General features: G+C 44.6%; 24 protein-coding genes. 16 read left to right on the top strand and 8 right to left on the bottom strand.

Annotated elements, in window-relative coordinates; genetic code table 11:
* Positions 1-8 precede the first annotated feature (8 nt).
* A complete protein-coding gene (locus tag B0H99_RS05265; RefSeq protein ID WP_106532593.1) occupies positions 9-443 on the bottom strand; it encodes a DUF2621 domain-containing protein in 435 nt (144 codons plus the stop codon).
* 119 nt (positions 444-562) lie between these two features.
* Between B0H99_RS05265 and B0H99_RS05260 the strand changes: the two genes are divergently transcribed.
* The 5 genes from B0H99_RS05260 to B0H99_RS18130 all read left to right on the top strand — a co-directional run bounded on the left by B0H99_RS05260 (position 563) and on the right by B0H99_RS18130 (position 2,276).
* Positions 563-781, top strand: coding sequence for a DUF1659 domain-containing protein (locus B0H99_RS05260; RefSeq protein ID WP_106532592.1), 219 nt, complete (start codon positions 563-565; stop codon positions 779-781).
* A gap of 24 nt (positions 782-805) precedes the next feature.
* Positions 806-1,021, top strand: coding sequence for a DUF2922 domain-containing protein (locus B0H99_RS05255; protein ID WP_106532591.1), 216 nt, complete (start codon positions 806-808; stop codon positions 1,019-1,021).
* 56 nt (positions 1,022-1,077) lie between these two features.
* Complete coding sequence (locus tag B0H99_RS05250) at positions 1,078-1,203, top strand: YvrJ family protein (RefSeq protein WP_106532590.1); 126 nt, start codon at positions 1,078-1,080, stop codon at positions 1,201-1,203.
* 101 nt (positions 1,204-1,304) lie between these two features.
* The gene (locus B0H99_RS05245; RefSeq protein ID WP_106532589.1) at positions 1,305-1,868 is read left to right on the top strand and encodes an SCO family protein; all 564 of its coding nucleotides are present in this window, start codon (positions 1,305-1,307) and stop codon (positions 1,866-1,868) included.
* 279 nt (positions 1,869-2,147) lie between these two features.
* A complete protein-coding gene (locus B0H99_RS18130) occupies positions 2,148-2,276 on the top strand; it encodes a hypothetical protein (RefSeq protein WP_281258861.1) in 129 nt (42 codons plus the stop codon).
* A gap of 114 nt (positions 2,277-2,390) precedes the next feature.
* Here the strand turns inward: B0H99_RS18130 and mscL are convergent, their stop codons facing one another.
* The gene (gene mscL, locus B0H99_RS05240) at positions 2,391-2,780 is read right to left on the bottom strand and encodes a large conductance mechanosensitive channel protein MscL (protein ID WP_106532588.1); all 390 of its coding nucleotides are present in this window, start codon (positions 2,778-2,780) and stop codon (positions 2,391-2,393) included.
* A 175-nt stretch (positions 2,781-2,955) separates the two neighbouring features.
* On the opposite strand from mscL, the gene B0H99_RS05235 reads away from it, so the two are divergent.
* Positions 2,956-3,603: a lytic transglycosylase domain-containing protein gene (locus B0H99_RS05235; protein ID WP_106532587.1), complete on the top strand. Its 648-nt coding sequence runs from the start codon at positions 2,956-2,958 to the stop codon at positions 3,601-3,603.
* A gap of 29 nt (positions 3,604-3,632) precedes the next feature.
* On the opposite strand, the gene B0H99_RS05230 is transcribed toward B0H99_RS05235, so the two are convergent.
* Positions 3,633-3,896, bottom strand: coding sequence for a GlsB/YeaQ/YmgE family stress response membrane protein (locus tag B0H99_RS05230; RefSeq protein ID WP_106532586.1), 264 nt, complete (start codon positions 3,894-3,896; stop codon positions 3,633-3,635).
* Between the two features lie 470 nt (positions 3,897-4,366).
* Complete coding sequence (locus tag B0H99_RS05225) at positions 4,367-5,227, bottom strand: site-specific integrase (protein ID WP_106532585.1); 861 nt, start codon at positions 5,225-5,227, stop codon at positions 4,367-4,369.
* 293 nt (positions 5,228-5,520) lie between these two features.
* Between B0H99_RS05225 and B0H99_RS05220 the strand changes: the two genes are divergently transcribed.
* The 4 genes from B0H99_RS05220 (at position 5,521) to B0H99_RS05205 (ending at position 9,993) form a co-directional block, all read left to right on the top strand.
* A complete protein-coding gene (locus B0H99_RS05220; RefSeq protein ID WP_106532584.1) occupies positions 5,521-6,012 on the top strand; it encodes a DinB family protein in 492 nt (163 codons plus the stop codon).
* 143 nt (positions 6,013-6,155) lie between these two features.
* Complete coding sequence (gene acnA, locus B0H99_RS05215; protein ID WP_106532583.1) at positions 6,156-8,867, top strand: aconitate hydratase AcnA; 2,712 nt, start codon at positions 6,156-6,158, stop codon at positions 8,865-8,867.
* Positions 8,868-9,263: 396 nt separating this feature from the next.
* Complete coding sequence (locus tag B0H99_RS05210) at positions 9,264-9,701, top strand: acyl-CoA thioesterase (RefSeq protein ID WP_106532582.1); 438 nt, start codon at positions 9,264-9,266, stop codon at positions 9,699-9,701.
* On the top strand, positions 9,685-9,993 hold the full coding sequence (locus B0H99_RS05205; protein WP_106532581.1) for a hypothetical protein: 309 nt from the start codon (positions 9,685-9,687) through the stop codon (positions 9,991-9,993). Before B0H99_RS05210 ends, B0H99_RS05205 begins: the two co-directional genes overlap by 17 nt.
* A gap of 6 nt (positions 9,994-9,999) precedes the next feature.
* Here B0H99_RS05205 and B0H99_RS05200 read toward each other — a convergent pair whose 3' ends face one another.
* Entirely contained in the window at positions 10,000-10,293 is a 294-nt protein-coding gene (locus tag B0H99_RS05200) for a HesB/YadR/YfhF family protein (RefSeq protein ID WP_106532580.1), read from the bottom strand.
* Positions 10,294-10,319: 26 nt separating this feature from the next.
* Positions 10,320-10,910 carry a glycerol-3-phosphate 1-O-acyltransferase PlsY gene (gene plsY, locus B0H99_RS05195; protein WP_106532579.1) on the bottom strand — a complete coding sequence of 197 codons (591 nt, stop codon included), beginning with the start codon at positions 10,908-10,910 and terminating at the stop codon, positions 10,320-10,322.
* Positions 10,911-11,039: 129 nt separating this feature from the next.
* On the opposite strand from plsY, the gene B0H99_RS05190 reads away from it, so the two are divergent.
* The 3 genes from B0H99_RS05190 to parC all read left to right on the top strand — a co-directional run bounded on the left by B0H99_RS05190 (position 11,040) and on the right by parC (position 15,976).
* Positions 11,040-11,453, top strand: coding sequence for a CoA-binding protein (locus B0H99_RS05190; protein ID WP_181313585.1), 414 nt, complete (start codon positions 11,040-11,042; stop codon positions 11,451-11,453).
* A gap of 120 nt (positions 11,454-11,573) precedes the next feature.
* Positions 11,574-13,544 carry a DNA topoisomerase IV subunit B gene (parE, locus tag B0H99_RS05185; RefSeq protein WP_106532577.1) on the top strand — a complete coding sequence of 657 codons (1,971 nt, stop codon included), beginning with the start codon at positions 11,574-11,576 and terminating at the stop codon, positions 13,542-13,544.
* Positions 13,541-15,976 carry a DNA topoisomerase IV subunit A gene (gene parC / locus B0H99_RS05180; protein ID WP_106532576.1) on the top strand — a complete coding sequence of 812 codons (2,436 nt, stop codon included), beginning with the start codon at positions 13,541-13,543 and terminating at the stop codon, positions 15,974-15,976. The genes parE and parC overlap by 4 nt, the downstream gene beginning before the upstream one ends.
* A gap of 299 nt (positions 15,977-16,275) precedes the next feature.
* On the opposite strand, the gene B0H99_RS05175 is transcribed toward parC, so the two are convergent.
* A complete protein-coding gene (locus tag B0H99_RS05175; protein ID WP_106532575.1) occupies positions 16,276-17,136 on the bottom strand; it encodes a pentapeptide repeat-containing protein in 861 nt (286 codons plus the stop codon).
* Positions 17,137-17,161: 25 nt separating this feature from the next.
* Positions 17,162-18,328, bottom strand: a complete 1,167-nt coding sequence (locus B0H99_RS05170) for an FAD-dependent monooxygenase (protein WP_106532574.1) — start codon at positions 18,326-18,328, stop codon at positions 17,162-17,164.
* 517 nt (positions 18,329-18,845) lie between these two features.
* On the opposite strand from B0H99_RS05170, the gene B0H99_RS05165 reads away from it, so the two are divergent.
* From B0H99_RS05165 to B0H99_RS17925, 3 genes are all read left to right on the top strand, one after another.
* Positions 18,846-21,236 carry a S8 family serine peptidase gene (locus B0H99_RS05165; protein WP_106532573.1) on the top strand — a complete coding sequence of 797 codons (2,391 nt, stop codon included), beginning with the start codon at positions 18,846-18,848 and terminating at the stop codon, positions 21,234-21,236.
* 748 nt (positions 21,237-21,984) lie between these two features.
* Positions 21,985-23,106, top strand: coding sequence for an alpha/beta hydrolase (locus B0H99_RS05160; protein WP_106532572.1), 1,122 nt, complete (start codon positions 21,985-21,987; stop codon positions 23,104-23,106).
* 195 nt (positions 23,107-23,301) lie between these two features.
* The gene (locus B0H99_RS17925; RefSeq protein WP_219905816.1) at positions 23,302-23,871 is read left to right on the top strand and encodes a cyclophilin-like fold protein; all 570 of its coding nucleotides are present in this window, start codon (positions 23,302-23,304) and stop codon (positions 23,869-23,871) included.
* Positions 23,872-23,912: the final 41 nt, after the last annotated feature.

The raw sequence follows: 23,912 nt of genomic DNA, 5'->3' as shown, positions 1-23,912 counted from the left end.
CGGCGCTTTTACTTTTCAAAATAATGTTCGTATGGCGCAACATCAATTTGAAGTTCGTTTAATTTCTTGCGAAGGAACTTGTGGTCACGTTTAGGCGTTGCCTGGATATAGCCGCGAATAATGTGTTCGTGCTGCAGATTTTTCGCTTTTTCTTTTAAAACAATCTGTCCGATTTTACCAGCGATTTTTTGTTTAGCCACCGGGCGGAACAAGTCCGGAACCGGCTGGACCAATTCGTTCAATAATGCTTTTTGTTCGTCGCCCCATAAGTGAATGGTTTTGTCTACGTAGTATTCTTCCCAATTCAAATCGGAAAGCCCGTCTTTTTTCGGCATTGATTTCAAGAACTTCCTGAACATAAAATATCCGCCAATTGCAAACGACCCGACAAGCGCTACTACCCAAAACAGGATAAACCATAAAAACCAACCATCTAATTGCACGTTGTTTCACCTCGTTTTTGCCTTACTTCTATTATAAAAGCATTTTAAAATAAATTCATTAAAAAGGTATCCCTTTTTTTCATTTGTGTCTATATAGCGAATGAAAGGAGGTGATCAGCATGGCAAACAGCGATTTTAAAAGCGCAAACATTCGCCTGACATTCGACAATGGCTTGGATGAGAACGGCAAACCGAAAAAGAAAGTGAAAGTGTATCAAAACGTAACAGAAGCAGCTGGAGCAGATGCGATTTTTGAAGTGGCCCGAGTTCTTGGCGGTTTCGGAACAAAACCGTTAATGTTTTTGGAGAAACAAAAAGACGAAACGATTTATGGCTAATGACAATCTGAGGGGGCATAACGAATGGCAAAAACACTGGAACTGATTTTTGAAACAACTGCTGGAAAAGCGGTCACTTTATCTGTCGAAGAACCGCGGGAAGGCATTACGGCACCTGATCTGTTGGCTGGCATGCAATCGATCGTCACCCACAACATTTTTGAAGTGGAAGGATCCGCTTTTGCTCACGCAAAAGGCGCACGCATCATTGAACGCAATGTTGTTGAGTACAAACTGTAAAAATGCGGGCTCTCCTGAATAAGGAGAGCTTTTTTTGATAGGAGGGAGGTGAAAGGATGGATGAATGGATGCGTTTGGTCCAGGAAGTGGGATTCCCGATGTTCGTGTCGTTTTATTTGATGCACCGGGTCGAAACGAAGCTTGTGGCCATTCACGAAGCGTTAGTAGCGATGAAAATTTAAGATTTAGCTTCACAGTTTTGTGACAAAGACAGCCTTTTCCATGTTGTGTTCAACCGCCAGTTTCGATAATATTAAGGCTACGAAAGAGTGGAGGCGACAGCATGGAACGAAAGTTAGCGGCAATGGTGCTGGGGCTGGTTTTGATCCTTTCAGCGTGCGGCAGTTCAAGTATCGAGGACTTTTCATATACAAACCATAGAGGAGAAACTATTTCTTCGGACAGTTTAGAAGGGACACCTTGGCTTGCAACATTTGTTTTCACGAATTGCGAGACGGTCTGTCCGCCGATGACGTTCAATATGGCGGGCATTCAGGAACAATTGGTGAAGCAGGGGATAGAAGACTACAAGATTGTTGCTTTCAGCGTTGACCCAAAAGCGGATACGCCGGAAAAAATGCAGGAGTACTTAGCGAATTTTTCAGTGCCGGACGAATCCAAATGGAATTTATTGACGGGTTACGGGCAAGGGGAAATCACACAATTTGCAAAAGATAATTTTAATACTTTTATCAAAGACGACCCAAGCAGCAACCAGGTGGTCCATGGAACAACATTTTATTTGGTCGATAAAAAAGGCGTGGTCCGGGCGAATTACGATGGTTACCAGAACGTACCGACAGACGACATTATCGCCGAACTGGAAAAATTGATAGCGGAACAGTAAAAACCGGTCATTGACCGGTTTTTTTCTCAGCCTGTCGAGAAAGTTGGCTAGCCGTTCATTACGCTCCAGCCGGACGCGTTCCGCGGGCGAGCGTTGAGCCGCTTCAGCGCTTTCGCGCCTCCAGGGTTTCAACCCGCTCGCTTTCCCGCTGGAAAGACATTGGCCGACGGCAGTGAGGCCAAGTCTTTGCGACGAAGCTAGCGAAGCGATGCAGGAGCACAAGGTTTTTCGCCGGCCTCCGCTTCATTCAAACTGGAGAGTCACTTAGCAAGTAAAGAAATGGAAGAAGACTTAAAAGAGCAGGGGCTTGCTGCTTTTTTCTTTTTTATCTATGCACCTATAGCTATGGAGCAAAACAGCGGAGACGCCATCGGGACAGCGAAGTGCCGAAATCCACTCGGGCGATAATCCCGAGTTAGTTCGGCGCGAGCCCGAGGCAAGCGGAGCTGTTTGGCGGAATAGCGAGAGTGCTATCCATTTCAATGGAGTAAAAGAGTTTCTCAACAAAAAAGAAAAAATCGGTCATTGACCGGTTTTTTCTTTTGCCAGCAGATCGCGTATTTCAGTGAGCAGCTGTTCTTTTGTATCAAGAACCGGCAAAGGGGTTTCTTCCATGGCCTCCGACTTGAACTGGAATTTCGAGAACAACCGGATTGCCAGAAAAATAGAAAATGAAATGATGAAAAAATCGATGACCGATTGCAAAAATGCCCCGTACCGGAGTTCTGCATCCCCGAAAGAATAAGCCAGTTCTGCGACACTGAAACCGCCGAGTAAAATGCCGACTGAAGGCATGATCAAATCTTCGACCAGGGAAGAAACAATTTTTCCAAAAGCGGTTCCAATCACTACCGCTACCGCCAAGTCTATTACGTTGCCTTTAATCGCAAAAGATTTAAAGTCCTGCCACAAAGTTGTCCACCTCCTTATCCTTCAGTTTACAGTTTATGGCCTGCTAATAAAACCCCTCCATATACCGGCAGTATTCAGTTTAAGATTTTTAAAAACTGCTTTCTTGAGATAGAAGCAGAAAAGTTGGAGTTGATATGGTAGAATAGTGAAAAATGAGTTAATAGGTGTGGAAGAGATGAAGAAAAAGAAGTACACCAAACGAATCAGATGGGGGCGTGTGTTTTTCGCGCTTTTCTTGCTTCCTGCTTTACTTGTATTGGCGACAGTGTTGATTGCGGCGTTCTATGTAATACAGCCGCCTGAATTTCTTAACAAGATAAAAGAGGCGCCAAAAGGCCTGTTTGAAATGGAAGTGCCGGCAGAATATATTCCGCTCTATAAAGAAGCGGCGGAAGAATACGGGATTCCATGGACTTTGCTGGCTGCCCATCATCGCATTGAAACGAAGTTCTCTACCATGGATCCGCTGTTGTCTCCTGTCGGGGCAGAAGGGCATATGCAATTTATGCCTTGCACTTTTGTCGGGTGGACCTATCCAAGCTGTTCAGGTCTAGGAAAAGGCGAAATTCCGAAAGAAGAGAAAACCGATCCGGCTACGATTGCCGCTTACGGCGGATATGGGGTTGATGGCAATGGAGACGGCAAGGCCGATCCGTATAACCTGACAGATGCGCTTTATAGCGCCGCCAACTATCTTTCGCATAATGGAGCGGCGGACGGTGACTTGGAAAGAGCTATATTCCAATACAACCATAGCGACAGTTATGTTAAAGATGTTTTGCATTATTATCATTTATACGAAGAACAGTTTGAGACCAAATAAAAAAGAGGGCCATATGGCCCTCTTTTTTATTATGCTCTTCTTCTGCCTTTGCGCATTGAACCAAGAATTAAGCTCAAGACGAAAACAAGAACTAAAGCACCGATCAAAGCTGGAATAATAGGAATACCTGCTAATGAAGGTCCCCAGTTTCCTAGTAACTCGCCACCAAGCCAAGCACCAATGATACCTGCAATGATGTTACCGATGATGCCGCCTGGAATGTCTTTTCCAAGGATTAAGCCGGCCAACCATCCGATGATACCGCCTACGATTAAGTAAAGAATAAAGCCCATGTAATCCATCTCCTTTTAGTAAAGTTATAAGTGCTACACTCTAGATATATCCCCATTTGTATTTTTTGAAACATCGAAACTGAAATTTAGTAGGACTTTTGTTTAAAGCCTGTTGTACAGAAATGGACGAAAACCTAAGTATGGCAAGGCTGCAAGGGATAAAAAAGAGACGAAAAATTATATTTAAAAAAGTTTTTTTGAGTTTGTTTATAGAAAAATAGAGACAGAATCAGGTGTGAAAAAAGGTCAAATTCGTATTTGCAATATTGTAAATTTATTAACTTTTTAGTATAATCAAAAGAAAGGAGATGATAATGATGAAATACGAAAACGTCGAGCAACTGAACCGCCAAGGGATGCTTTTTGTTATTCTTCACACACTTATCATCTTTAACTTTGCGATCAATTTCAACGTATTCATGTGAAAAACAGCCTGCCTCCTGGAAAGGGGACAGGCTGTTTTTTTCTTGTTATTCTTTTGGCGCTTTTAGTCGGGTGAGTGACTCTTTCAAGATACGGGAAGCAGAGTCAAGGCTGACGCCAAGAATGCGCTGGATGTCTTCAAGGTTTTTGTGTTCGACCGAATACAAATAGTGGACGTAAGCGAAACGGATATCGCCAGAGCGCATAGGAACGCCGACAAAAGCAGACAAAGCTTCGGTATAATCCGACAAAGAGCCAAGCTGGAAAACCGTATACTCATTTTTGACTTTGGACGATAACAGGTATGGCGTGCAGCGGAAGATTGCCCGGTTGATGCCGTCCTGCAGCACCGGAATTTCATTGCCTGTAAACTCCAGATGGCAAGTAAAGCCGTCTTTTTTTTCAACAAGAAGAGAGAGGACATCCCCCTTATTTTCAAAATTCTCCACTTCGATGGCCGTCATATCCCGAAGGCGAAGTCCGCGCATATAAAGAAGGAAAAAAATCTTTGCCGTCAAGGAAAGCTCATCGGCTTCAAGTACAGCTGTTTTTTTGGCCAGTAACGCCTCGTAATCCAAATGGATATCAGCGGGTGTCAAATCCAGTTTCTCCCCGTATTCGAATTTCGGCATAAAATCAACAGGGACGCGGCCGATTCTCCACATATAATCAAACCACTGGCGGATATAGCTCAGTTTCCGGTTTAATGTACTGTCCTTGATGCCGGTTTCCTGCTGCTGCTGCAAAAATTTCTGTATATCAGCTGGACGTATTTCATGAGGTTCGACCGATTTTTTGTATGTTTTACGAAGATAAGCGAAAAGCGCTCGGATCAGCTGCACTTCGTGGACTACCGTATTCGGGCTGATGCCTTTATCTAATCGATATTTTTCATAACCATATGGCATAAAGCATCACCTTTTCTGAAAGATTTGCATCAATTATACCATTTTTTTCGGGGGAATAGAACGTACTTTCCCTCTGGAATCCTGCTAGGTTTAGGTTTTTTAATAGAATCGTTATGATCATGTCTACGATCATAAAAGTAATAATTTACATAAGGAAAAGAGAAAAGCCAACAAAAACCAGCAAGATAAAAAAGAATAGTATGGAAAGTTCTCACAGAAAGAAAGCTTTTAAAAAAGAAAAATGGGGTATGCCATTAAAGAAGGCGTTTTAGGTCCAGGGAGAGTGGTTAAAGGTGTTCAAAAATGAAAATGACAGAATCAGACAGGCTGTGCTTGATGCGGTGGAAGGAAAGCCGGACGAACTGCTGAACCGGAAACCATCGGAAGATGCTTGGTCTCCAATTCAGATTCTCGACCATTTGCAGTTGATGGAAACTATGATTGCAAAAAATATTTCCAAACAGCTTGCAAGTGAAAAAAATGAAAAAGTTTTGAAGAAACCGATAGCTCTGACAGTTAGCCGCCTGATCAAAGTGGATGCGCCGCGACACGTTATACCAACTGAAGAATTTGTTGCCCTGGAAGAAATGAAAAAGCGTTTAACGGCCTCTCGGACTTTTCTTTACAGCGTTTACGATGGTGCATCTAAAGAAACATTGGAACAAAAATCAATGCCGCATCCGGTTTTTGGCAAAGTTCCATTGTCGCAATGGTTTCCTTTTGTCGGCCTCCATGAAAAGAGACATTTGAAACAGCTCGAAAAAACATTAAAGAGACTTTCGTAAGAATCACCTTAGTAATTCAAAAAACTTATCACAATCTATAATTTTAATGTAATTTACTTATGCTTTATTTTTCGTTATGATAGAAAAGGAGAAAAGACACTTTAAACGAGCCTTTTCAGAAGATTTAAAGGAGGAACATGATCATGGCAAAAAGCAGTTTGCACAACAGCCGTACTTCTTTTCAGCTAAATGGCAAAACATTCAATTATTATCGTTTAGCTGCTCTAGAAGAAGCAGGAATCGCGAAAGTATCACGCCTTCCTTATTCCATTAAAGTTCTTTTGGAATCTGTACTTCGCCAGCATGACGGTTATGTCATTAAAGACGAGCACGTTGAAGACCTTGCGAAATGGGGAGAACACGCAAACGAGGAAGCGGAAGTTCCGTTCAAACCTTCACGCGTAATCCTTCAAGATTTCACTGGAGTTCCAGTAGTCGTTGATTTGGCTGCCCTTCGTTCAGCAATGGCTGAAATGGGTGGAGATCCAAACAAAATCAATCCAGATGTTCCAGTAGACTTAGTTGTTGACCACTCGGTCCAAGTAGACAGCTACGGAACGAATGAAGCACTTAAAATTAATACGAAACTTGAATTTGAACGCAATGCAGAGCGTTACCAGTTCTTGAACTGGGCTCAAAAAGCATACGACAACTACCGTGCGGTTCCGCCTGAAACAGGAATCGTCCACCAAGTTAACCTTGAGTACTTGGCTAGCGTTGTCCATGCAATCCAAAATGAAGACGGTTCTTATGAAGCGTATCCGGATACACTAGTTGGAACCGATTCGCATACAACGATGATCAACGGCCTTGGAGTACTTGGCTGGGGCGTCGGCGGTATCGAAGCGGAAGCTGGTATGCTTGGACAGCCTTCATTCTTCCCAATTCCAGAAGTAGTCGGCGTTAAATTGACAAACGCATTGCCTAACGGCGCGACTGCAACGGATTTGGCGCTTAAAATCACTCAAGTGCTCCGCCAAAAAGGAGTAGTTGGCAAATTTGTTGAATTTTACGGCGCTGGTGTTACGACATTGCCGCTTGCAGACCGTTCGACAATTGCGAACATGGCTCCAGAATATGGCGCTACTTGCGGTTTCTTCCCGGTTGACGAAGAAGCGTTGGATTACCTTCGCTTAACAGGCCGTGAAGAAGACCACATCGAAATCGTGAAAGCTTATTTGATCGCTAACGATATGTTCTTCGATGCAGACAAAGACCCAGTTTATACGGATACAGTTGAACTTGATCTTTCAACTATCGAACCAAACCTTTCCGGTCCTAAGCGTCCGCAAGATTTGATTCCTTTGTCTCAAATGAAGACGGAATTCAATAAAGCGGTCACTGCTCCTGAAGGCCCTCACGGTTTCGCTTTGAACGAAGAGGAAATCACCAAAACTGCAACTGTCAATTTCAAAGACGGCTCTACTGCCGAAATGAAAACAGGCGCAATCGGTATCGCTGCAATCACTTCATGTACAAATACATCTAACCCATATGTAATGTTAGGTGCTGGACTTGTTGCGAAAAAAGCGGTTGAAAAAGGCTTAATGCCACCGGCTTACGTAAAAACATCATTAGCTCCAGGTTCGAAAGTTGTTACGGGTTACCTACAACAAGCTGGATTGCTTGATTACCTTGAGCAAATCCGTTTCAACTTGGTAGGTTACGGCTGTACAACATGTATCGGAAACTCAGGCCCAATGCTTCCTGAAATTGAAGATGCAATTTTAGACAGCGATTTGTTGGTAACTTCAGTTCTTTCTGGTAACCGTAACTTTGAAGGGCGTATCCATCCACTTGTAAAAGCTAACTACTTGGCTTCACCGCCGCTTGTTGTTGCTTATGCACTTGCTGGAACAGTGGATATCGATCTTCAAAACGATCCGATCGGACAAGACAAAGAAGGCAATAACGTTTACTTGAGCGATATTTGGCCGACAACTGAAGAAGTGAACGAAGTGGTGAAGAGCACGGTTACACCTGAATTGTTCCGTAAAGAATACGCGCGCGTGTTTGACGAAAACGAAACTTGGAATGCAATCGAAACAAACGATGATTCACTTTATGCGTTTGATGACGAATCAACTTACATCCAAAACCCGCCGTTCTTCCAAGGACTATCAGCAGAACCACAAGCAATTCAAACACTTAAAGACTTGCGTGTAGTTGCGAAATTCGCTGATTCTATCACGACGGACCACATTTCACCTGCAGGCGCAATCGGCAAAGATACACCAGCCGGTAAATACTTGCGTGAAAAAGGCGTAGAACCACGTAACTTCAACTCTTACGGATCTCGCCGTGGTAACCATGAAGTTATGATGCGCGGAACGTTCGCAAACATCCGTATCCGTAACCAAGTAGCACCAGGAACAACTGGCGGTTACACAACTTACTGGCCAACGGGTGAAACTATGGCGATTTATGATGCAGCTATGCGTTACCAAGAGCGCGGCACAGGCCTTGTTGTCCTGGCTGGCAAAGATTACGGCATGGGTTCTTCTCGTGACTGGGCTGCTAAAGGAACATTCCTTCTTGGCATCAAAACAGTTATCGCAGAAAGCTATGAGCGTATCCACCGTTCAAACCTTGTGATGATGGGTGTTCTTCCGTTGCAATTTATTAACGGACAAAACGCTGATTCTCTTGGCTTGACTGGACGCGAAACTATTTCTGTCAACTTAACGGACGACGTGAAACCACGCGATATCCTGACAGTAACAGCAACTGCTGAAGACGGAAAAGTAACAGAATTCCAAGCACTAGCACGTTTTGACTCTGAAGTGGAAGTTGACTACTACCGCCATGGTGGTATCCTTCAAATGGTACTTCGCAGAAAATTAGTGGAAGCATAAGATAAAGGAAAAAGGCTGCCTGCGGGCAGTCTTTTTTTGTTAAACATCACCTTCTGTTTATTACCCTGTAGATAAAAAGTTATTTGATATGTCATTTTGCAAAACAGCTACGCTTTCCTGTGGGCTTGCGCCGAGCCTCCTCGTCGCTTTGCGACTGTGGGGTCTCGGCACTTCGCTGTCCCGCAGGAGTCTCCGCTGTTTTGCTACAAGACAAAGGGAAATAATAATTTTTATAGTACTTGTTTGCGATAATCGCAGGAGCAAAGGAAGAGGCTGAGGCTGTGCCCTCGGAAAGCGTCCGCTTGAAGCAGAATAAAAAGGCTGCCAGTGCACAGCCTTTTATTTTTTATTAATCGTCCAATGTTTTGTATACTTACATAGAGGTGAATTAGGAAAATGTATATAAGTGAAAAAGAAATTGAAATCCGCTATGCGGAAACCGACCAAATGGGGGTTGTCTATCACGCCAATTACATCATTTGGCTGGAGCTTGGACGAACTAAATTGATCGAAGACGTAGGCTTTACGTATGCAGAAATGGAAAACCAGGGCTTTCTGTCGCCTGTGACCGACATTTCCATTCAATATAAAGCATCATTGCGCTATGGCCAAAAAGCGATTGTCCGTACGTGGGTCGAAGAACATGGACGGATGCGAACGACGTACGGCTATGAAATCCTGCATGAAGACGGCACAGTTTCCGCAAAGGCAACTTCCGAACACGTTGTGGTCAAAAAAGATTCCTTCCGTCCGGTGTCGCTCAGCAAAATCCATCCGGAATGGCACGCGAAATACGAAGAAATCAAGAAGGATGCCCATGGCGTTCGGGGTTAAACGGGAAGAAGTGCAGCGCTGGAAACAGGCGGTGGCAGCTGGGGAAATCGCTTTTTTGACGCATTACTGGGTAGATGAGCGCTTTCCGGGATGCAATACCGTAACGAAAGTCGGCTGTTCCAATCTTGAAAAACTGGGTGAGTGGGGGCGGCAATACGGATTGCAGCCGGAATGGATGGATTTGCGGGGGGATTACCCGCATTTCGACTTGTTTGGGGATCGGCAAAGCCAAATATTGACCGCTGAAGGCATAAACGACCAACTGAATAAATTCAATATAAAAAAAGCGTGAGATTTCTCACGCTTTTTCATATGCATACGCTAATTCATTTAATTCATCGTTTACGGTCACATGCAGATTGTGGTCATCAAAATACCAGATATCGCTTTTTTCGATAAAGAAGGTGATGTCTTCATGTGTTGTCTCAACCCCTGACTCGAACGGCTGATCTTTTGTCACTCCGAGTGAAAAACCCGGCTGCAATTTGCTGGAGCCGCCGTAGCGGACGAAAAACCGAACTTGTTCGCCAGCCGTTGTTTCCATTTCCTCTTTAAACCACTGCATTGCATCTTCGCTGATAATGATTTCCACACTCGCACGCCCTTCCGATCTTTTGGTTACCATTTCACTTTTGGTTCGGTGCCGTTCCGTATCCGGGAAATGTTTGCCCGGTGACGGTAAATGATGAATGACGCCAAAATGATGATGACAATCATAAACGGATAATCCCCGGTGTTGATTGCGTAAATGGTGGTGTAAATGATGAAGACAATTGCTAAAATAATAGAAGACAGTGAGACCATTTTAGTGATCTTCAATGCAATCAGCAAGACCACAACCGCCACTAAAAACAAGGGCCACTGATAGCCGAGCAGAATGCCGCCGGAAGTCGCCACGGCTTTTCCGCCTTTGAATTTTGCAAATATGGGAAATATGTGGCCGATCACTGCGATCAGGCCAAGAATAAGCGGGTGGACCGGCGTATCCATTGCCATAGGCAAAAGAGTAGCTGCCGTACCTTTTAAAATATCCAACACCGTAACAACAATGCCGGCTTTTGCGCCGAGTGTCCGGAATGTATTGGTGGCGCCTAAATTTCCGCTTCCTTTCGTCCGGATGTCCGTTTTGTAAAAAATCTTTCCAATCCACAAAGCAGATGGAATCGAGCCGAGCAAGTAAGCTATAATTACGGGAAGCAGTATATCCATATTGAACTCCTTTAAAACCTTAATATTTATGTTTCAAGTTTACCATGAAGGGCAATCGTTAAACAACAGAAGCAATTCCTTTCGGCAAACATGGAAGGCTCAAATATGATAGAATGAAAAGGACAGGTGATTGCAATGAACAACCCAAGCCGCGAAAAAATCAAGGAAGTTTTAGATGAAGCGAAGACGATAGCCGTAATTGGCCTTAGCCCGAATCCGAACCGGACGTCTCATATGGTTTCGGAAGCGATGCAAAAAGCCGGCTACCGGATCATTCCAGTCAATCCGCAGGCGGACTCTATACTGGGTGAAAAAAGTTACGCTACGCTGACCGACATTCCGCATCCTGTGGATATCGTCAACGTCTTCAGACGCAGCGAGTTCTTAAAAGGCATCGCCGAAGAGTTTGTGCAAATAGAATGTCCGGTGTTTTGGACACAATTGAACGTGGTAGACGAAGAAGTCTTTAATGAGCTGACAGATGCCGGCTATATTGTCATTATGGACCGGTGCATCAAAGTGGAACACGCCATCTTAAAATAATGAGGCATTTCTTAGAACAAGGGCGCCTAGCGCTCTTTTTCTATGATTATTGACAGATAGGTGCATTTTGGAATACGATTATAGAACAAATACGAACAAATGTTTGTTGGAGGGAAATTGATGGCTAAAATTCAAAATACGGCATACAACGAAGAAGCGATCCAGGTACTTGAGGGCTTAGATGCCGTTAGAAAGCGGCCGGGGATGTATATCGGTTCGACGGATACCCGCGGGCTTCACCACTTGGTCTACGAAATTGTCGACAATTCTGTCGATGAAGCACTGGCTGGTTATGGCGAAAAAATCAGTGTGACCATCCATGAAGATAACAGCATCAGCGTACGCGACTATGGGCGCGGGATGCCGACTGGCATGCACCGCAGCGGCAAACCGACGCCGGAAGTCATTTTGACTGTGCTTCATGCGGGCGGAAAGTTTGGCCAAGGCGGCTACAAGACAAGCGGCGGATTACATGGTGTAGGGGCCTCCGTTGTAAATGCGTTATCCAGCTTTTTGGAAGTGACGATCCACCGCGACGGCCGGAAATACCGCCAGCGTTTTGAAAAAGGCGGCAAGGCAGTCACGACGCTTGAAGAAATTGGGGCAACCAAAGAATCTGGCACGTTGATTCATTTCTTGCCGGATAATACGATTTTTTCGGCAACCAAATACAATTATGACACATTGAGCGAACGGCTTCGTGAATCGGCGTTCCTGTTAAAAGGCTTAAAAATTGAACTGGTGGACAAACGCACGGATCAGCAGGAAGTATTTTTCTACGAAACCGGCATCGAGGCGTTTGTCGCTTATTTAAATGAAGAAAAAGATGTCTTGCATCCGGTAGCATATATCGAAGGAAAGCAAGAAGAACTTGAAGTGGAGTTTTCGTTCCAATTCAATGACGGCTATTCCGAAACAATCTTGTCGTTCGTCAACAACGTACGCACACGGGACGGCGGCACGCATGAAACAGGTGCGAAAGCGGCCATGACACGCGTGTTCAATGACTATGCGCGCAAGATCAATCTATTAAAAGACAAAGACAAAAACCTTGAAGGTTCTGATATCCGCGAGGGATTGGCAGCTATTGTTTCAGTCCGGATCCCGGAAGCGCTGCTGCAGTTTGAAGGGCAGACAAAAAGCAAACTCGGCACAAGTGAAGCGCGAAGCGTTGTAGATGCAGTGGTTTCGCAAAAACTGATGTATTTTATGGAAGAAAACGCAGAACTAAGTGCCTCGCTTGTCCGGAAGGCAATTCGGGCATCTCAGGCGCGGCTCGCTGCGCGGAAAGCGCGGGAAGATGCACGCAACGGCAAAAAGCGCAAAAAGTCGGATGTCCTGTTGTCAGGTAAATTAACGCCTGCGCAGTCCCGCAACGCCTCGAAGAACGAATTGTATTTAGTCGAAGGAGACTCGGCGGGCGGTTCGGCCAAACAAGGGCGCGACCGCACGTTCCAGGCGATTTTGCCGCTGCGCGGAAAAGTTGTGAATACCGAAAAAGCGAAATTGGAAGAAATCATGAAAAACGAAGAAATCTCGACCATCATCCATGCGATTGGCGGCGGGGTATCGCCGGAGTTTTCGATTGATGACATCGCCTACAATAAGATCATCATCATGACTGATGCCGATACGGACGGCGCGCATATCCAAGTGCTCCTGTTGACGTTCTTCTACCGGTATATGAAACCATTGATTGAAGCGGGCAAAGTGTTCATCGCCCTTCCACCGCTTTATAAAGTTTCCAAAGGCGCGGGCAAAAAAGAAGTGATCGAGTACGCTTGGACCGAAGCGGATCTGGAAGCTTCAACGAAAAAAGTCGGCAAAGGCTATATGCTTCAACGCTATAAGGGACTTGGCGAGATGAATGCCGATCAATTATGGGAAACAACGATGAACCCCGAAACACGGACTTTAATCCGAGTGACAATCGAAGACGGGGCTCGCGCAGAGCGCAGAATTACGACGCTAATGGGCGATAAAGTAGAACCAAGACGGAAATGGATCGAAAACAACGTCGATTTCGGCTTGGAGGATGACGACAATATTCTAGAGAACGAATTGTTGCATGCTGAGGAGGAACTTGTATGACACCAACCGAACGATATCAAGATTTAGCATTAGAGGAAGTCATCGGCGATCGGTTCGGGCGCTACAGTAAATACATCATTCAAGATCGGGCGCTGCCTGATGCCCGTGACGGGCTGAAGCCGGTTCAGCGCCGAATTTTATACGCTATGTACCGTGAAGGCAATACGAACGATAAAGCTTTCCGGAAATCGGCCAAGACAGTCGGTAACGTTATCGGCAACTATCATCCTCACGGGGATAGTTCGGTATACGAGGCGATGGTCCGTTTGAGCCAGGATTGGAAAGTCCGCCATATGCTCATTGAGATGCACGGCAACAACGGTTCAATGGACGGCGATTCGCCGGCTGCAATGCGTTATACGGAAGCACGGTTGTCGGCAATTTCTTCTGAATTGCTGCGTGACATCGATAAACGCACCGTGGAATTCATCCCGAACTTCGATGATTCCGATATGGAGCCGACTGTATTGCCGTCCCGCTTCCCGAACCTTTTGGTCAATGGGTCGACCGGAATATCGGCAGGTTATGCGACGGACATCCCGCCGCACGCGTTGCATGAAGTGTTGGATGCAGTGTTGATGCGTATGGACAATCCGCAAGCTACCGTTGATGAACTGATGACCGTCATCCAAGGGCCGGATTTCCCGACTGGCGGGATTATCCAAGGCGTCGACGGCATTAAAAAAGCGTATGAAACAGGAAAAGGCAAGATCATTGTCCGTTCAAAAGCGGCAATCGAGCCAGTTAAGGGCGGCAAAGAGCAAATCGTCATCACGGAAATCCCTTATGAAGTAAACAAAGCGAACATGATCAAAAAAATGGACGATCTTCGCTTTGACCGCAAACTAGAAGGCATTTCAGAAGTACGTGATGAATCCGACCGGACAGGACTGCGCATTGTTATTGAGCTGAAAAAGGATGTGCAGGCACAAGGCATTTTGAATTACCTGTACAAAAACACCGATCTTCAAGTGAGTTACAACTTCAATATGGTCGCCATCTACAAACGCCGGCCGACCATGATGACACTGCCGACCATGCTTGATGCCTATATTGCGCACCAAAAAGAGATCATAACAAAGCGTTCCGAATATGATTTACAAAGAGCCAATGACCGCATGCATATTGTGGAAGGTCTGATCAAGGCGTTATCGATTCTAGATGAAGTGATCCGGACCATCCGCGCTTCAAAAGACAAGCGGGATGCCAAGAACAACTTGATTTCTTCATTCAGTTTTTCGGAAGCGCAGGCGGAAGCGATTGTTTCCTTGCAGCTTTATCGCTTGACGAATACGGACATCACCGAACTCCGCAAAGAGGAAGAAAGCTTGCGGAAACTAATCAATGAATTAACAGGAATTTTGACCAGCTCCACTAAACTGAAAAACGTCATCAAGAAAGAGCTTGCCGGAATCCGCAAACAGTTTGCGGAACCACGCCGGTCAATCATTGAAGATAAAATCGAGGAAATCACCATTACGCGTGAAGTGATGATTCCGAGTGAAGAAGTGGTCGTATCGGTAACAAAAGAAGGGTACGTGAAACGCACAAGCGTCCGTTCACACGCCGCATCAAACGGCCAGGACTTTGCGATGAAAGAAACGGATCACCTGCTCTTTGAAGCGAACTTGAACACTCAGCACACAGTTCTCATCTTCACGACAGCAGGGAATTTCGTCTATCAGCCAATCAATGAATTGCCTGACATCAAATGGAAAGACCTCGGCCAGCATTTGTCGAGCATCGTGCCGCTTGAGCCGAACGAAACCATCCTTGCAGTTTATCCGTTTGAAAACTTTGATGCGGACGCGAGCATTGTCACGGTCTCTAAATACGGACAAGCGAAGCGTTCTGCACTGAAAGATTATCACGTCCAGCGCTATTCACGTGCCATCAAGACTATGAACCTAAAAAATGGTGATGAGATGGTATTTGCCGGTGTTATGACAAATGAGACAGAATTGTTTGTGGCAACCAGCCATGCATACGGTGTCCGGTTCCCATTGGAAGAAATTCCGATTACCGGACTCCGGACCGGCGGCGTAAAAGGCGTGAATCTGAAAGAAGGCGATTCTGTCGTGTCGGCTGTTATGCTGGACCCAGAAGAAAAGCAGGACTTGATTTTAGTGACGCATCGCGGAGCCGCGAAGAAAATGAAGCTTCAGGAATTTGAAACAGGTGGCCGGGCAAAACGCGGCGTCATTATGCTACGGGAAATAAAATCGAATCCGCACCGCGTTGTTGCTGTAGTCAGCACGACCGGGAAAGATGAAGTGCTTCTCGTGACAGCGAAAGGTGTGCGTTTGACGATTGCCGTCAATAACTTGAAGCCGGTTGACCGATACTCTAATGGTTCATTTGTGCTTGATGAAGGAACCGACGGAAAAGTCGAGGCGGTTTACAAGAAAGATGAACCTGGAAAAGAAATCTAATACATGATTAAAAGCGGATCCGCATTTTAGGATCCGCTTTTTTTATTTGGAAAGAGGAATAGGTATTTTAGTATTTCGATAGAATATAAGAAATACACCTATAAAACTTTTTTAAATACTTATAAAATAATTATGTAAACTGAAGAAGAGTTTCAAAATGCAAGTTATTTAAACAGCAAATTTCAGAACTAAATAAAACCTGTAAAATAAAATATTTTTATTATGTAGTCTAATGAAGTTCCAATAAAAAAGTTCCTTCACCAAAAAACACACCTATAATTTTAGCGTGGCTAAGTTGTTTATCGTTTCAGCCAGTGATGTGGAATGGTTAAAGCGGGAGGCAATTTCGTTTGCCCGTCGCCATTTGCTGAATTGACCTGGGCTTGCGTCAAGAAGAGCGAGTCCGAGAAATCGGCACCGTGCAAATTGGCGTCCCGAAGATCAGCTCCAATCATATCGGTTTTTCGCATGTCTGCTCCGCGAAGATCAGCCGCTATCAAGAAAACACCCCGCAAGTTCGCGCCGCAAAGATTGGCGCCTTTAAGCTTCGCACTTATCATGTCGCTTTTGATTGCTGGCGTCTTTGCCCTTTTCTGCTGTTTGGGCAAAGAGAGGGATGCGGTAGAGCGAACTAGTCTGCTCGCTTCTAGCAATAAGCTGTTAACGATATCACGATGGGCTGGAATATCGAAAGCTAATAATACTTGCGGCTCTAACAATGTATGGCGTTCGGTTTCATTAAACGCTTCTTGCAATTGGCTGTGAATCGGTGTGGTGTCTTTCAGCGCCAGCGCTTCTGCCAGGTAATAAAGCATTTCATGCAGCTGTTGCATAATGGGCAGAACTTGGAACATTTCGGCAGCTGAAAGCGGGTTGTTTCGCCAGTCAATTCCGTTATACGTAATCTGTGACACTTTTTGCCCGGCTCCGAAACATTCGTATACCGTGCAACCTCGAAAGCCTTTTTCCCTTAACTCTTCATGGATGGCACAAAGAAAGTTCTCCTGCAAGTTGTGACAAGGCGTGCCGGCAAGCTTCGTAAATGCGAAATCGGCGGATTCGGCAAAAGGCAGAGCCACACAGCATAAGCCGAAACACTTTGTGCAATCGGCTTTATAGGGATGAGTTTCACGTTTATTGTTTGGAGTGGAAAAAGACATCTCGGACATCTCCTCTATAAGAAGTTCATTTTGAAAGCTCGGGCAGGCGAATGCTTTTAAATTTAAAGTAAGTCTGTAAAACAGGGACCATGGATGCCCGAAGGCCAACGTCCCGAAGAAAGAGCTGAAACGTTGTATCCGGAAAAAAGAAATTGGCGAAATTCCGCGCTGACCGCTGGACTTCGGTAATTTGCGGTTTCAAGCTGGTTTCATAGACAGTCAAAGCAGAAGGAACATCACGCTCTCTGAGGCACTGAGCAAGCGTATACGAACCAGCCATTGCCAGTGAAGCGCCTTGGCCAGCCAAAAGGGAAACTGCGTAGCACGCATCTCCTACAAGGGCAATGCGCCCATTCGTCCAATGCGGCACTTCCACTTGAGCTACAGCATCGAAATAAAAATCGGACGCCGTCTCGCTGTTTCGTAGAATATCCGGCACCAGCCAACCCATATCTCCAAAACGGTCCGTGAGTTCAGAAAGCGCTTGTCTGCGCATCACCCGGCTATTGGTCTCGTTGCTGCGAAAAAGAAAAAATACCGCCATCCGGTTATCAGTTAAAGGATAGACGCTTATTTGGCGGCCAGGCTCCGCCAGAAGATCAAAGCTATTCTCGATGCCTCTGTACAAGTCGGTCCGCTGGAATGTGAATGCTGCTGTATAAAGACCGAGTAAGCGGATAAATCGATGCGCATCACCAAAGGCCAGCTCACGTACTTTAGAACGGATGCCGTCCGCTCCTACAAGCAAATCCCCTCGCCATTCGGTACCGTCTGATAACAGGGCATAAACGTTCTGCTCGTCCTGCCAGACTGACTGAATAGTTGTATTGTACATGATAGAAACCCGATTTTTGATTCTTTGGGATAACACATACTCCAAGTCGCCTCGCATAAAGTTGAAATGGCGGCCGTCCGCTAACTTCCGAAGCTTTGAATAGGATAGGGAATAGCGGATCGTGCCATTGCTTCGTTTAATATTTAGGCCGGAAATGGGATAATGTATTTTTTCCAGCTCCCCAAGAAGCCCCATTTTTTCAGCCGCATCGTAGCCTGCACCAAAAAAATCAATCATATAGCCTTCTGTTCGAAGGCCAAATGCCTTTTCGGCTACTTGGACTGAATGGTCGCTCTGTACAAGCTGCGCCGCTAAAGTCAAGCCGGCAATACCTCCACCGATAATCAATATATTCATAACTGCACCTCCATGAATCAGTCTTGGACTTACTTTCGTCTCGCTGGCATAAGTCGATTTACTCTGGAATTAATGAAAAATACATATAGGTAATAAGAAGTGTGCGATTGATTTCAAGAAAATTCTTCTTTAAGAGTTATCTATATTACAACACATATTTACTATTTTTTCTGATAAATTTCTCTGAAAGTTTAATTGCCCTTCTAGTTTTCAATTGAGGACAAAATCTTAATAGGTTGATTCGTTAGTGTTCTTCTAAAGCTTCCAAGGGATTTAAAAAAATATTTTTTCGTTTTAGGGCGATTTTTGCAAAACTGTTACTAATGATATAATAAATTTTTGACTCAAATGGCTATTTGAGGATAATTCCTTATTTTTTCTAGTTGCGTAGATAAGTAATGTAATTAATTGTAATATTAAAAAGATTGTAAATGGAATAGTATGAAGGAGGTGCCTGTACGAAGGAACACCGTCTCGATGACTACTCTAAAATTCTAGAAAAAAAGGGGAATGCTTAATGCAAAAGAAGTTTAAGAAACTTTCTATTTCTGCTTTAATGTTTTTGTTAGCGTTTTCGTCATTTGGAGCTCAAGGCTTTGCGAACAGCGACTCCTCACAGGCTTCACTTTACGTTGAAGCAGATCATTCATCATCGGATCATATTTCAATAATTGTTGAGTTGGACGAAGACTCCGTTCTGCAAGCAAAGCACAAAGGAAAAAAGCAATCTGAACAAATTTTGAACAAGGAACGGAAGCGGATTCTTGCGGAATTGCAACAATCGTCAGCTGATATCGAAGTGATCCAGGAATACGACACAGTATTTTCTGGCTTCTCAGCAGAAATTCCACAAAGCGAACTTTATACCTTAACTCAAATTTCAGGTGTCAAGGCGGTATACCCGAACGCGGAATACGAAGTGACTCCGGAAGATGCAGCAACAATTACCGACGAATTGTTCAGCGCAGAAATGCTTGACAGCGCTCCATTCATCGGTGCAAAAGATGCCTGGGAAGCCGGTTATACTGGTGAAGGCGTCACTGTAGCAATTCTCGACACAGGAGTTGACTACACACATCCGGATTTGGCACATGCTTTTGGTGATTACAAGGGCTGGGATTTTGTTGATAACGACAATGATCCGCAAGAAACACCTGCTGGTGACCCACGGGGCGCTTCGACTAACCACGGTTCCCACGTAGCGGGTACAGTTGCGGCGAACGGAAACATTAAAGGTGTAGCTCCAAATGCGACACTTCTTGGCTACCGTGTACTTGGGCCAGGCGGCAGAGGCACCACTGCGAACGTAATTGCGGGGATCGAACGCGCAGTTCAAGATGGTGTGGATGTTATGAACCTTTCACTTGGTGCTTCGATCAACGATCCTGACTATGCAACAAGCATCGCTTTGGATACAGCAATGGCAGACGGAGTTGTAGCCGTTACTTCCAACGGCAACAGCGGCCCGAACAATTGGACGGTCGGTTCTCCAGGAACTTCGCGTGAAGCGATTTCTGTCGGCGCAACTCAGCTTCCATACAATGTATTCAGCGCAAAACTTTTCACTTCTGAAGGCAAGACATACCCTTCAGCAGCAACAATGGGCTTTCCTTCTGAAGACGAGCTTTTAGCTTTAAATGAAGGCGAGTATGAATTTGTTAACGCTGGCCTTGGAAGACCTGCAGATTTTTCCTCAATCGATGTAAGAGGAAAAATTGCCTTGATTTCTCGCGGTGACATTGCTTTTGTTGATAAAGTGGCAAACGCTAAAGCAGCCGGCGCAGTTGGTGCCGTGATGTACAACAACGTTGCAGGCAACGTGCCGGACGTACCAGGCCTAGCGCTTCCGACAATCCGCACAACACTTGCAGACGGCCAGACATTGCTTGCTGAATTGGCGGCTGGCAACAATACAATCTCATTTGACATTGCATTTTCTCAAAAAGTCGGCGAAACAATGGCTAGCTTCTCTTCCCGCGGTCCGGTTATGGACACATGGATGATCAAGCCGGATGTTTCAGCTCCAGGAGTTGCAATCGTTAGTACTGTACCAACGCATAATGCGGCAAATCCACACGGATATGCTTCTATGCAAGGAACAAGCATGGCTTCACCACACGTTGCAGGAGCGGCAGCGCTGATTCTTGAAGCGCATCCAGAATGGAGCGTTGAATTCGTCAAAGCAGCATTGATGAATACCGCTGAAAACCTTTTCGACATGAACGGCAAACTTTATCCGCATAACTCGCAAGGTGCGGGAAGTATTCGTGTGCTAGATGCGATCAACACGAAAACTCTTGCCACTCCTGGCAGCCACTCTTTCGGGATTTTTGAAAAAGACAATGGAAAAGAAGTGAAAAAACAAAAATTCACGGTCCATAACTTATCAGAAGAACGCAAGCGCTATTCGATTTCGTTTACAGGACAAGAAGGCGTTAAAGTCCAAACAAGCAACAACTTGCAAGTTCAGCCTGGTCAGACACAAGATTTGAACTTCAGTGTGCATGTGGACACAAGCAAATTGAAGCCAGGCTACTATGAAGGCACATTCCTTTTGAACGACGGAAAACAAACAATCGAAGTGCCGACAATTTTATTCGTACAGCAGCCGGACTATCCATTGCTTAGCAGCATCGGATTATCAGTGGCAGGCGGTTACTTAACAGGAGATGTTTATGTTCCAGTTGGTGCAGACCAATTTGAGCTGCGGATCAGAAATGCTAGCACAGGCGCGTTGCTGACTACAACAGCGCAAGCAACAAATGTGCCTCGTGGTTTCCATGCATTCAGATGGGATATGACCATTGATGGCCAGCCATTAAAAGCAGGCCGCTACCTGATAAATGCTTACGCTAAAGATGGCGACAAAGAAACAGAACTGACTGGTTCTGTCATAACAATCGAGTAAATTCTACTAAAAAAGACAAGAGCTTAAGCTCTTGTCTTTTTTTCGTCATAAAAACAATTTGCTCGTTTTGTCTACGTTCTTTTATCTTCCATCCCTGAAAAAGAAAGTGCCATACAGTGATTGTTTAGGGTGCTTATATATTAGGCAATTTAGCGGGCGGTCTTGCTTGTATGTAAGCCTTTCTACGATGGCCGTGAAGCCCTAAAATCAACACCATAAAAATACGCGTGGCGGAAAGATCAGCCAATACTGGTTCGTCACAAAAACGTTCCTGGGAACCCCAATCATTCCCAATAGTTTATAGATTTTCAGTTTCAAGCGAGGAGACTCTAGTTGATAGAGAGCCCTTCAACAGAGATGGACAAAATCCCGGAGTGAACGAACATCTGAGGCATCTGCACTACATACTGTACTCACATCAACACCAGTTTCGGCCAAATCTGGAACTCTGCCAAATGGAATACGATTTTATAAAGCAAAATCAATGCCTTTACGCTGCCGTTCTAAATCTGAAAGCAAATAGTAAAAGTTAGTATAAATTAGCGAATGTGACTTGTGATAGATAAAATTATTTTGCTTCTAGAAATACTTTGTTAATTTGAGTCAGCGATAAAGCACCTTAATAATAAAATTTCCTTAATAGACTTCATATGCCTAATAAGTATATCTGCTTATTTGATATAGGTATTGGTTATTTGAATTTTGCCGATTTATGATGGTAGTGAAAATAAAAAATAGGAGGGTTAAGATGAGTAAAAAATTATTAGCAACAGTTGGAACAGCTGCCCTGGTCTTGATTTTAGTTAGCGCTATTGTTTTCGCCACAGGCGGAGAAGGCAATCCAGCCAATAATGGAGACAGTCAAAATGAAAATGAAAAAAGCTCGGTTCAAGAGAGTGCAGTAAACGCTTCGGAATGGGACAAGACTTTTCCTCAGAGTGACGAGGTGACTCATGAAAAAGTGGCTTTCGAAAATAGGCTTGGCATTGAGTTGGTTGCCGATATGTATACCCCTAAAGATATAGATCCCTCAGTTAAAATGCCTGCAATCATTGTAGGGCATCCGTTTGGTGGTGTGAAAGAACAGACTTCCGGCTTGTATGCTCAAGAGATGGCAGAACGCGGTTTTGTAACCGTTGCTTTTGACGCTTCCTATAATGGCGAAAGCGGCGGGGAACCACGTAATATCGCTTCACCTGAAGCTTTTGTTGAAGATTTCAGTGCAGCAGTAGACTTTTTAGGAACGCACAATGGAGTGGATCGTGACCGTATTGGTGTCATCGGTATTTGTGGAAGTGCCGGTTTTACAATCAATGCTGCACAGACTGATCCTCGCTTGCAGGCTGTAGCGACAGTCAGCATGTACGATATGGGCCGCGCCCATCGAGAAGGATTGGGATTAGCACCGGTAGCGGAAGAGGTGATGACTGAAGAAGAATGGAGAACGGCTCTTGAAGAAGCCGCTGAACAGCGCTGGATTGAGGCTGAAGGCGGTGAACCGGTACAAGACTTAGTAGGCTCTGCTGTCGAACTAAAACCTTCACAAGTAGCAGCTGCAGCAGAGTTTGCCGAATACTATGGTACTCCTAGGGGGCAACATCCTCGCTCCATGCCTATGAGCTTGACCAGCAGAGGGGCGTTGATGAACTTCTTCCCGCTTGAGCAAATAAAGACGATCAGTCCGCGCCCGCTGCTGTTCATTGCAGGTGAGAATGCCCATTCCAGATACTATAGTGAAGACGCTTACGCGCTAGCTGGCGAAGAGAAAGAAATTCACATTGTACCGGATGCAGGACATGTGGATTTATACGACAATTGGGAGTTGATCCCTTTTGACAAATTGGAGTCTTTCTTCCAAGAAAATCTTTAAAAATACACTAGATTTATTTTGTAGATAGGAAGTTTTTGGAGTTGATCGCAGTCTAAATAAAGCTTCTGTGTGAATCCCTCATAGCCTTGTCGGATTCACACTTTTTATTTTGAAAATCCTTGCCCGATATAGAGTTCAAGAAACGGTAGGAAAGCTTAAATTAAGGCGGAATTTTGAAAGAAAGGGGCATCGGAAATGAAAATAATCTTTTTAATACTGTGTATCTTTATGTTTTGTTTCAGCCTGACTGCTTGTTCTGCTAGTCAAAAAAATGAAACAGAAGAGACGGATACAGAGGAAATGCAAAAAAGTAAATCTAACGCAAAAAGTGAAAAGACGGTTGTAGAAGAAGGGCAAAGCAGTGAAATTAACCAGGAAAGGGAGGAAGCTGATATGTCAGCTCTGCTAACTATAAATATAAAAATAGGCGATGAAATATTCCTAGCAAAACTTTACGATAACCGGACAACACAAGCATTGGTTGAATTACTTCCTTTAAGAATAAGGATGGAGGATCTTCATAGGAATGAAAAGTTCTATTATCTTCCGGATAGCCTCCCGACAGATTCTGAAAGCCCCGGTGTTATAAAGGAGGGAGAAATCATGCTTTATGGTGACAATTGTCTGGTATTATTCTATGAAAAATTTTCTACTTCCTTTAACTACACCCGTCTTGGCTATATTGAAGACGTGGAAAGATTTGCTCAAGCTGTTGGAGCTGGTGATATAAATGTTGTTCTTGATTTAGCTGAAAATAACAAGTAAAAAAGAAAGCGAATAGACCCCCTTCAATAATATGAAGGGGG

The organism is Planomicrobium soli (assembly GCF_003014655.1).
In the GTDB taxonomy this organism is placed as follows: Bacteria; Bacillota; Bacilli; order Bacillales_A; family Planococcaceae; genus Planococcus; species Planococcus soli_B.
This window is presented reverse-complemented; position numbering and strand designations above follow the sequence as displayed.

Bases quoted from the DNA above. Each gene is read 5' to 3' on its own strand.
- B0H99_RS05260 (WP_106532592.1), top strand. From the start codon at position 563: ATGGCAAACAGCGATTTTAAAAGCGCAAACATTCGCCTGACATTCGAC.
- B0H99_RS05255 (WP_106532591.1), top strand. From the start codon at position 806: ATGGCAAAAACACTGGAACTGATTTTTGAAACAACTGCTGGAAAAGCG.
- B0H99_RS05250 (WP_106532590.1), top strand. From the start codon at position 1,078: ATGGATGAATGGATGCGTTTGGTCCAGGAAGTGGGATTCCCGATGTTC.
- B0H99_RS05245 (WP_106532589.1), top strand. From the start codon at position 1,305: ATGGAACGAAAGTTAGCGGCAATGGTGCTGGGGCTGGTTTTGATCCTT.
- B0H99_RS18130 (WP_281258861.1), top strand. From the start codon at position 2,148: ATGGAAGAAGACTTAAAAGAGCAGGGGCTTGCTGCTTTTTTCTTTTTT.
- B0H99_RS05235 (WP_106532587.1), top strand. From the start codon at position 2,956: ATGAAGAAAAAGAAGTACACCAAACGAATCAGATGGGGGCGTGTGTTT.
- B0H99_RS05230 (WP_106532586.1), bottom strand. From the start codon at position 3,896: ATGGGCTTTATTCTTTACTTAATCGTAGGCGGTATCATCGGATGGTTG.
- B0H99_RS05225 (WP_106532585.1), bottom strand. From the start codon at position 5,227: ATGCCATATGGTTATGAAAAATATCGATTAGATAAAGGCATCAGCCCG.
- acnA (WP_106532583.1), top strand. From the start codon at position 6,156: ATGGCAAAAAGCAGTTTGCACAACAGCCGTACTTCTTTTCAGCTAAAT.
- B0H99_RS05210 (WP_106532582.1), top strand. From the start codon at position 9,264: ATGTATATAAGTGAAAAAGAAATTGAAATCCGCTATGCGGAAACCGAC.
- B0H99_RS05205 (WP_106532581.1), top strand. From the start codon at position 9,685: ATGGCGTTCGGGGTTAAACGGGAAGAAGTGCAGCGCTGGAAACAGGCG.
- plsY (WP_106532579.1), bottom strand. From the start codon at position 10,910: ATGGATATACTGCTTCCCGTAATTATAGCTTACTTGCTCGGCTCGATT.
- parE (WP_106532577.1), top strand. From the start codon at position 11,574: ATGGCTAAAATTCAAAATACGGCATACAACGAAGAAGCGATCCAGGTA.
- parC (WP_106532576.1), top strand. From the start codon at position 13,541: ATGACACCAACCGAACGATATCAAGATTTAGCATTAGAGGAAGTCATC.
- B0H99_RS05175 (WP_106532575.1), bottom strand. From the start codon at position 17,136: ATGTCTTTTTCCACTCCAAACAATAAACGTGAAACTCATCCCTATAAA.
- B0H99_RS05170 (WP_106532574.1), bottom strand. From the start codon at position 18,328: ATGAATATATTGATTATCGGTGGAGGTATTGCCGGCTTGACTTTAGCG.
- B0H99_RS05165 (WP_106532573.1), top strand. From the start codon at position 18,846: ATGCAAAAGAAGTTTAAGAAACTTTCTATTTCTGCTTTAATGTTTTTG.
- B0H99_RS05160 (WP_106532572.1), top strand. From the start codon at position 21,985: ATGAGTAAAAAATTATTAGCAACAGTTGGAACAGCTGCCCTGGTCTTG.
- B0H99_RS17925 (WP_219905816.1), top strand. From the start codon at position 23,302: ATGAAAATAATCTTTTTAATACTGTGTATCTTTATGTTTTGTTTCAGC.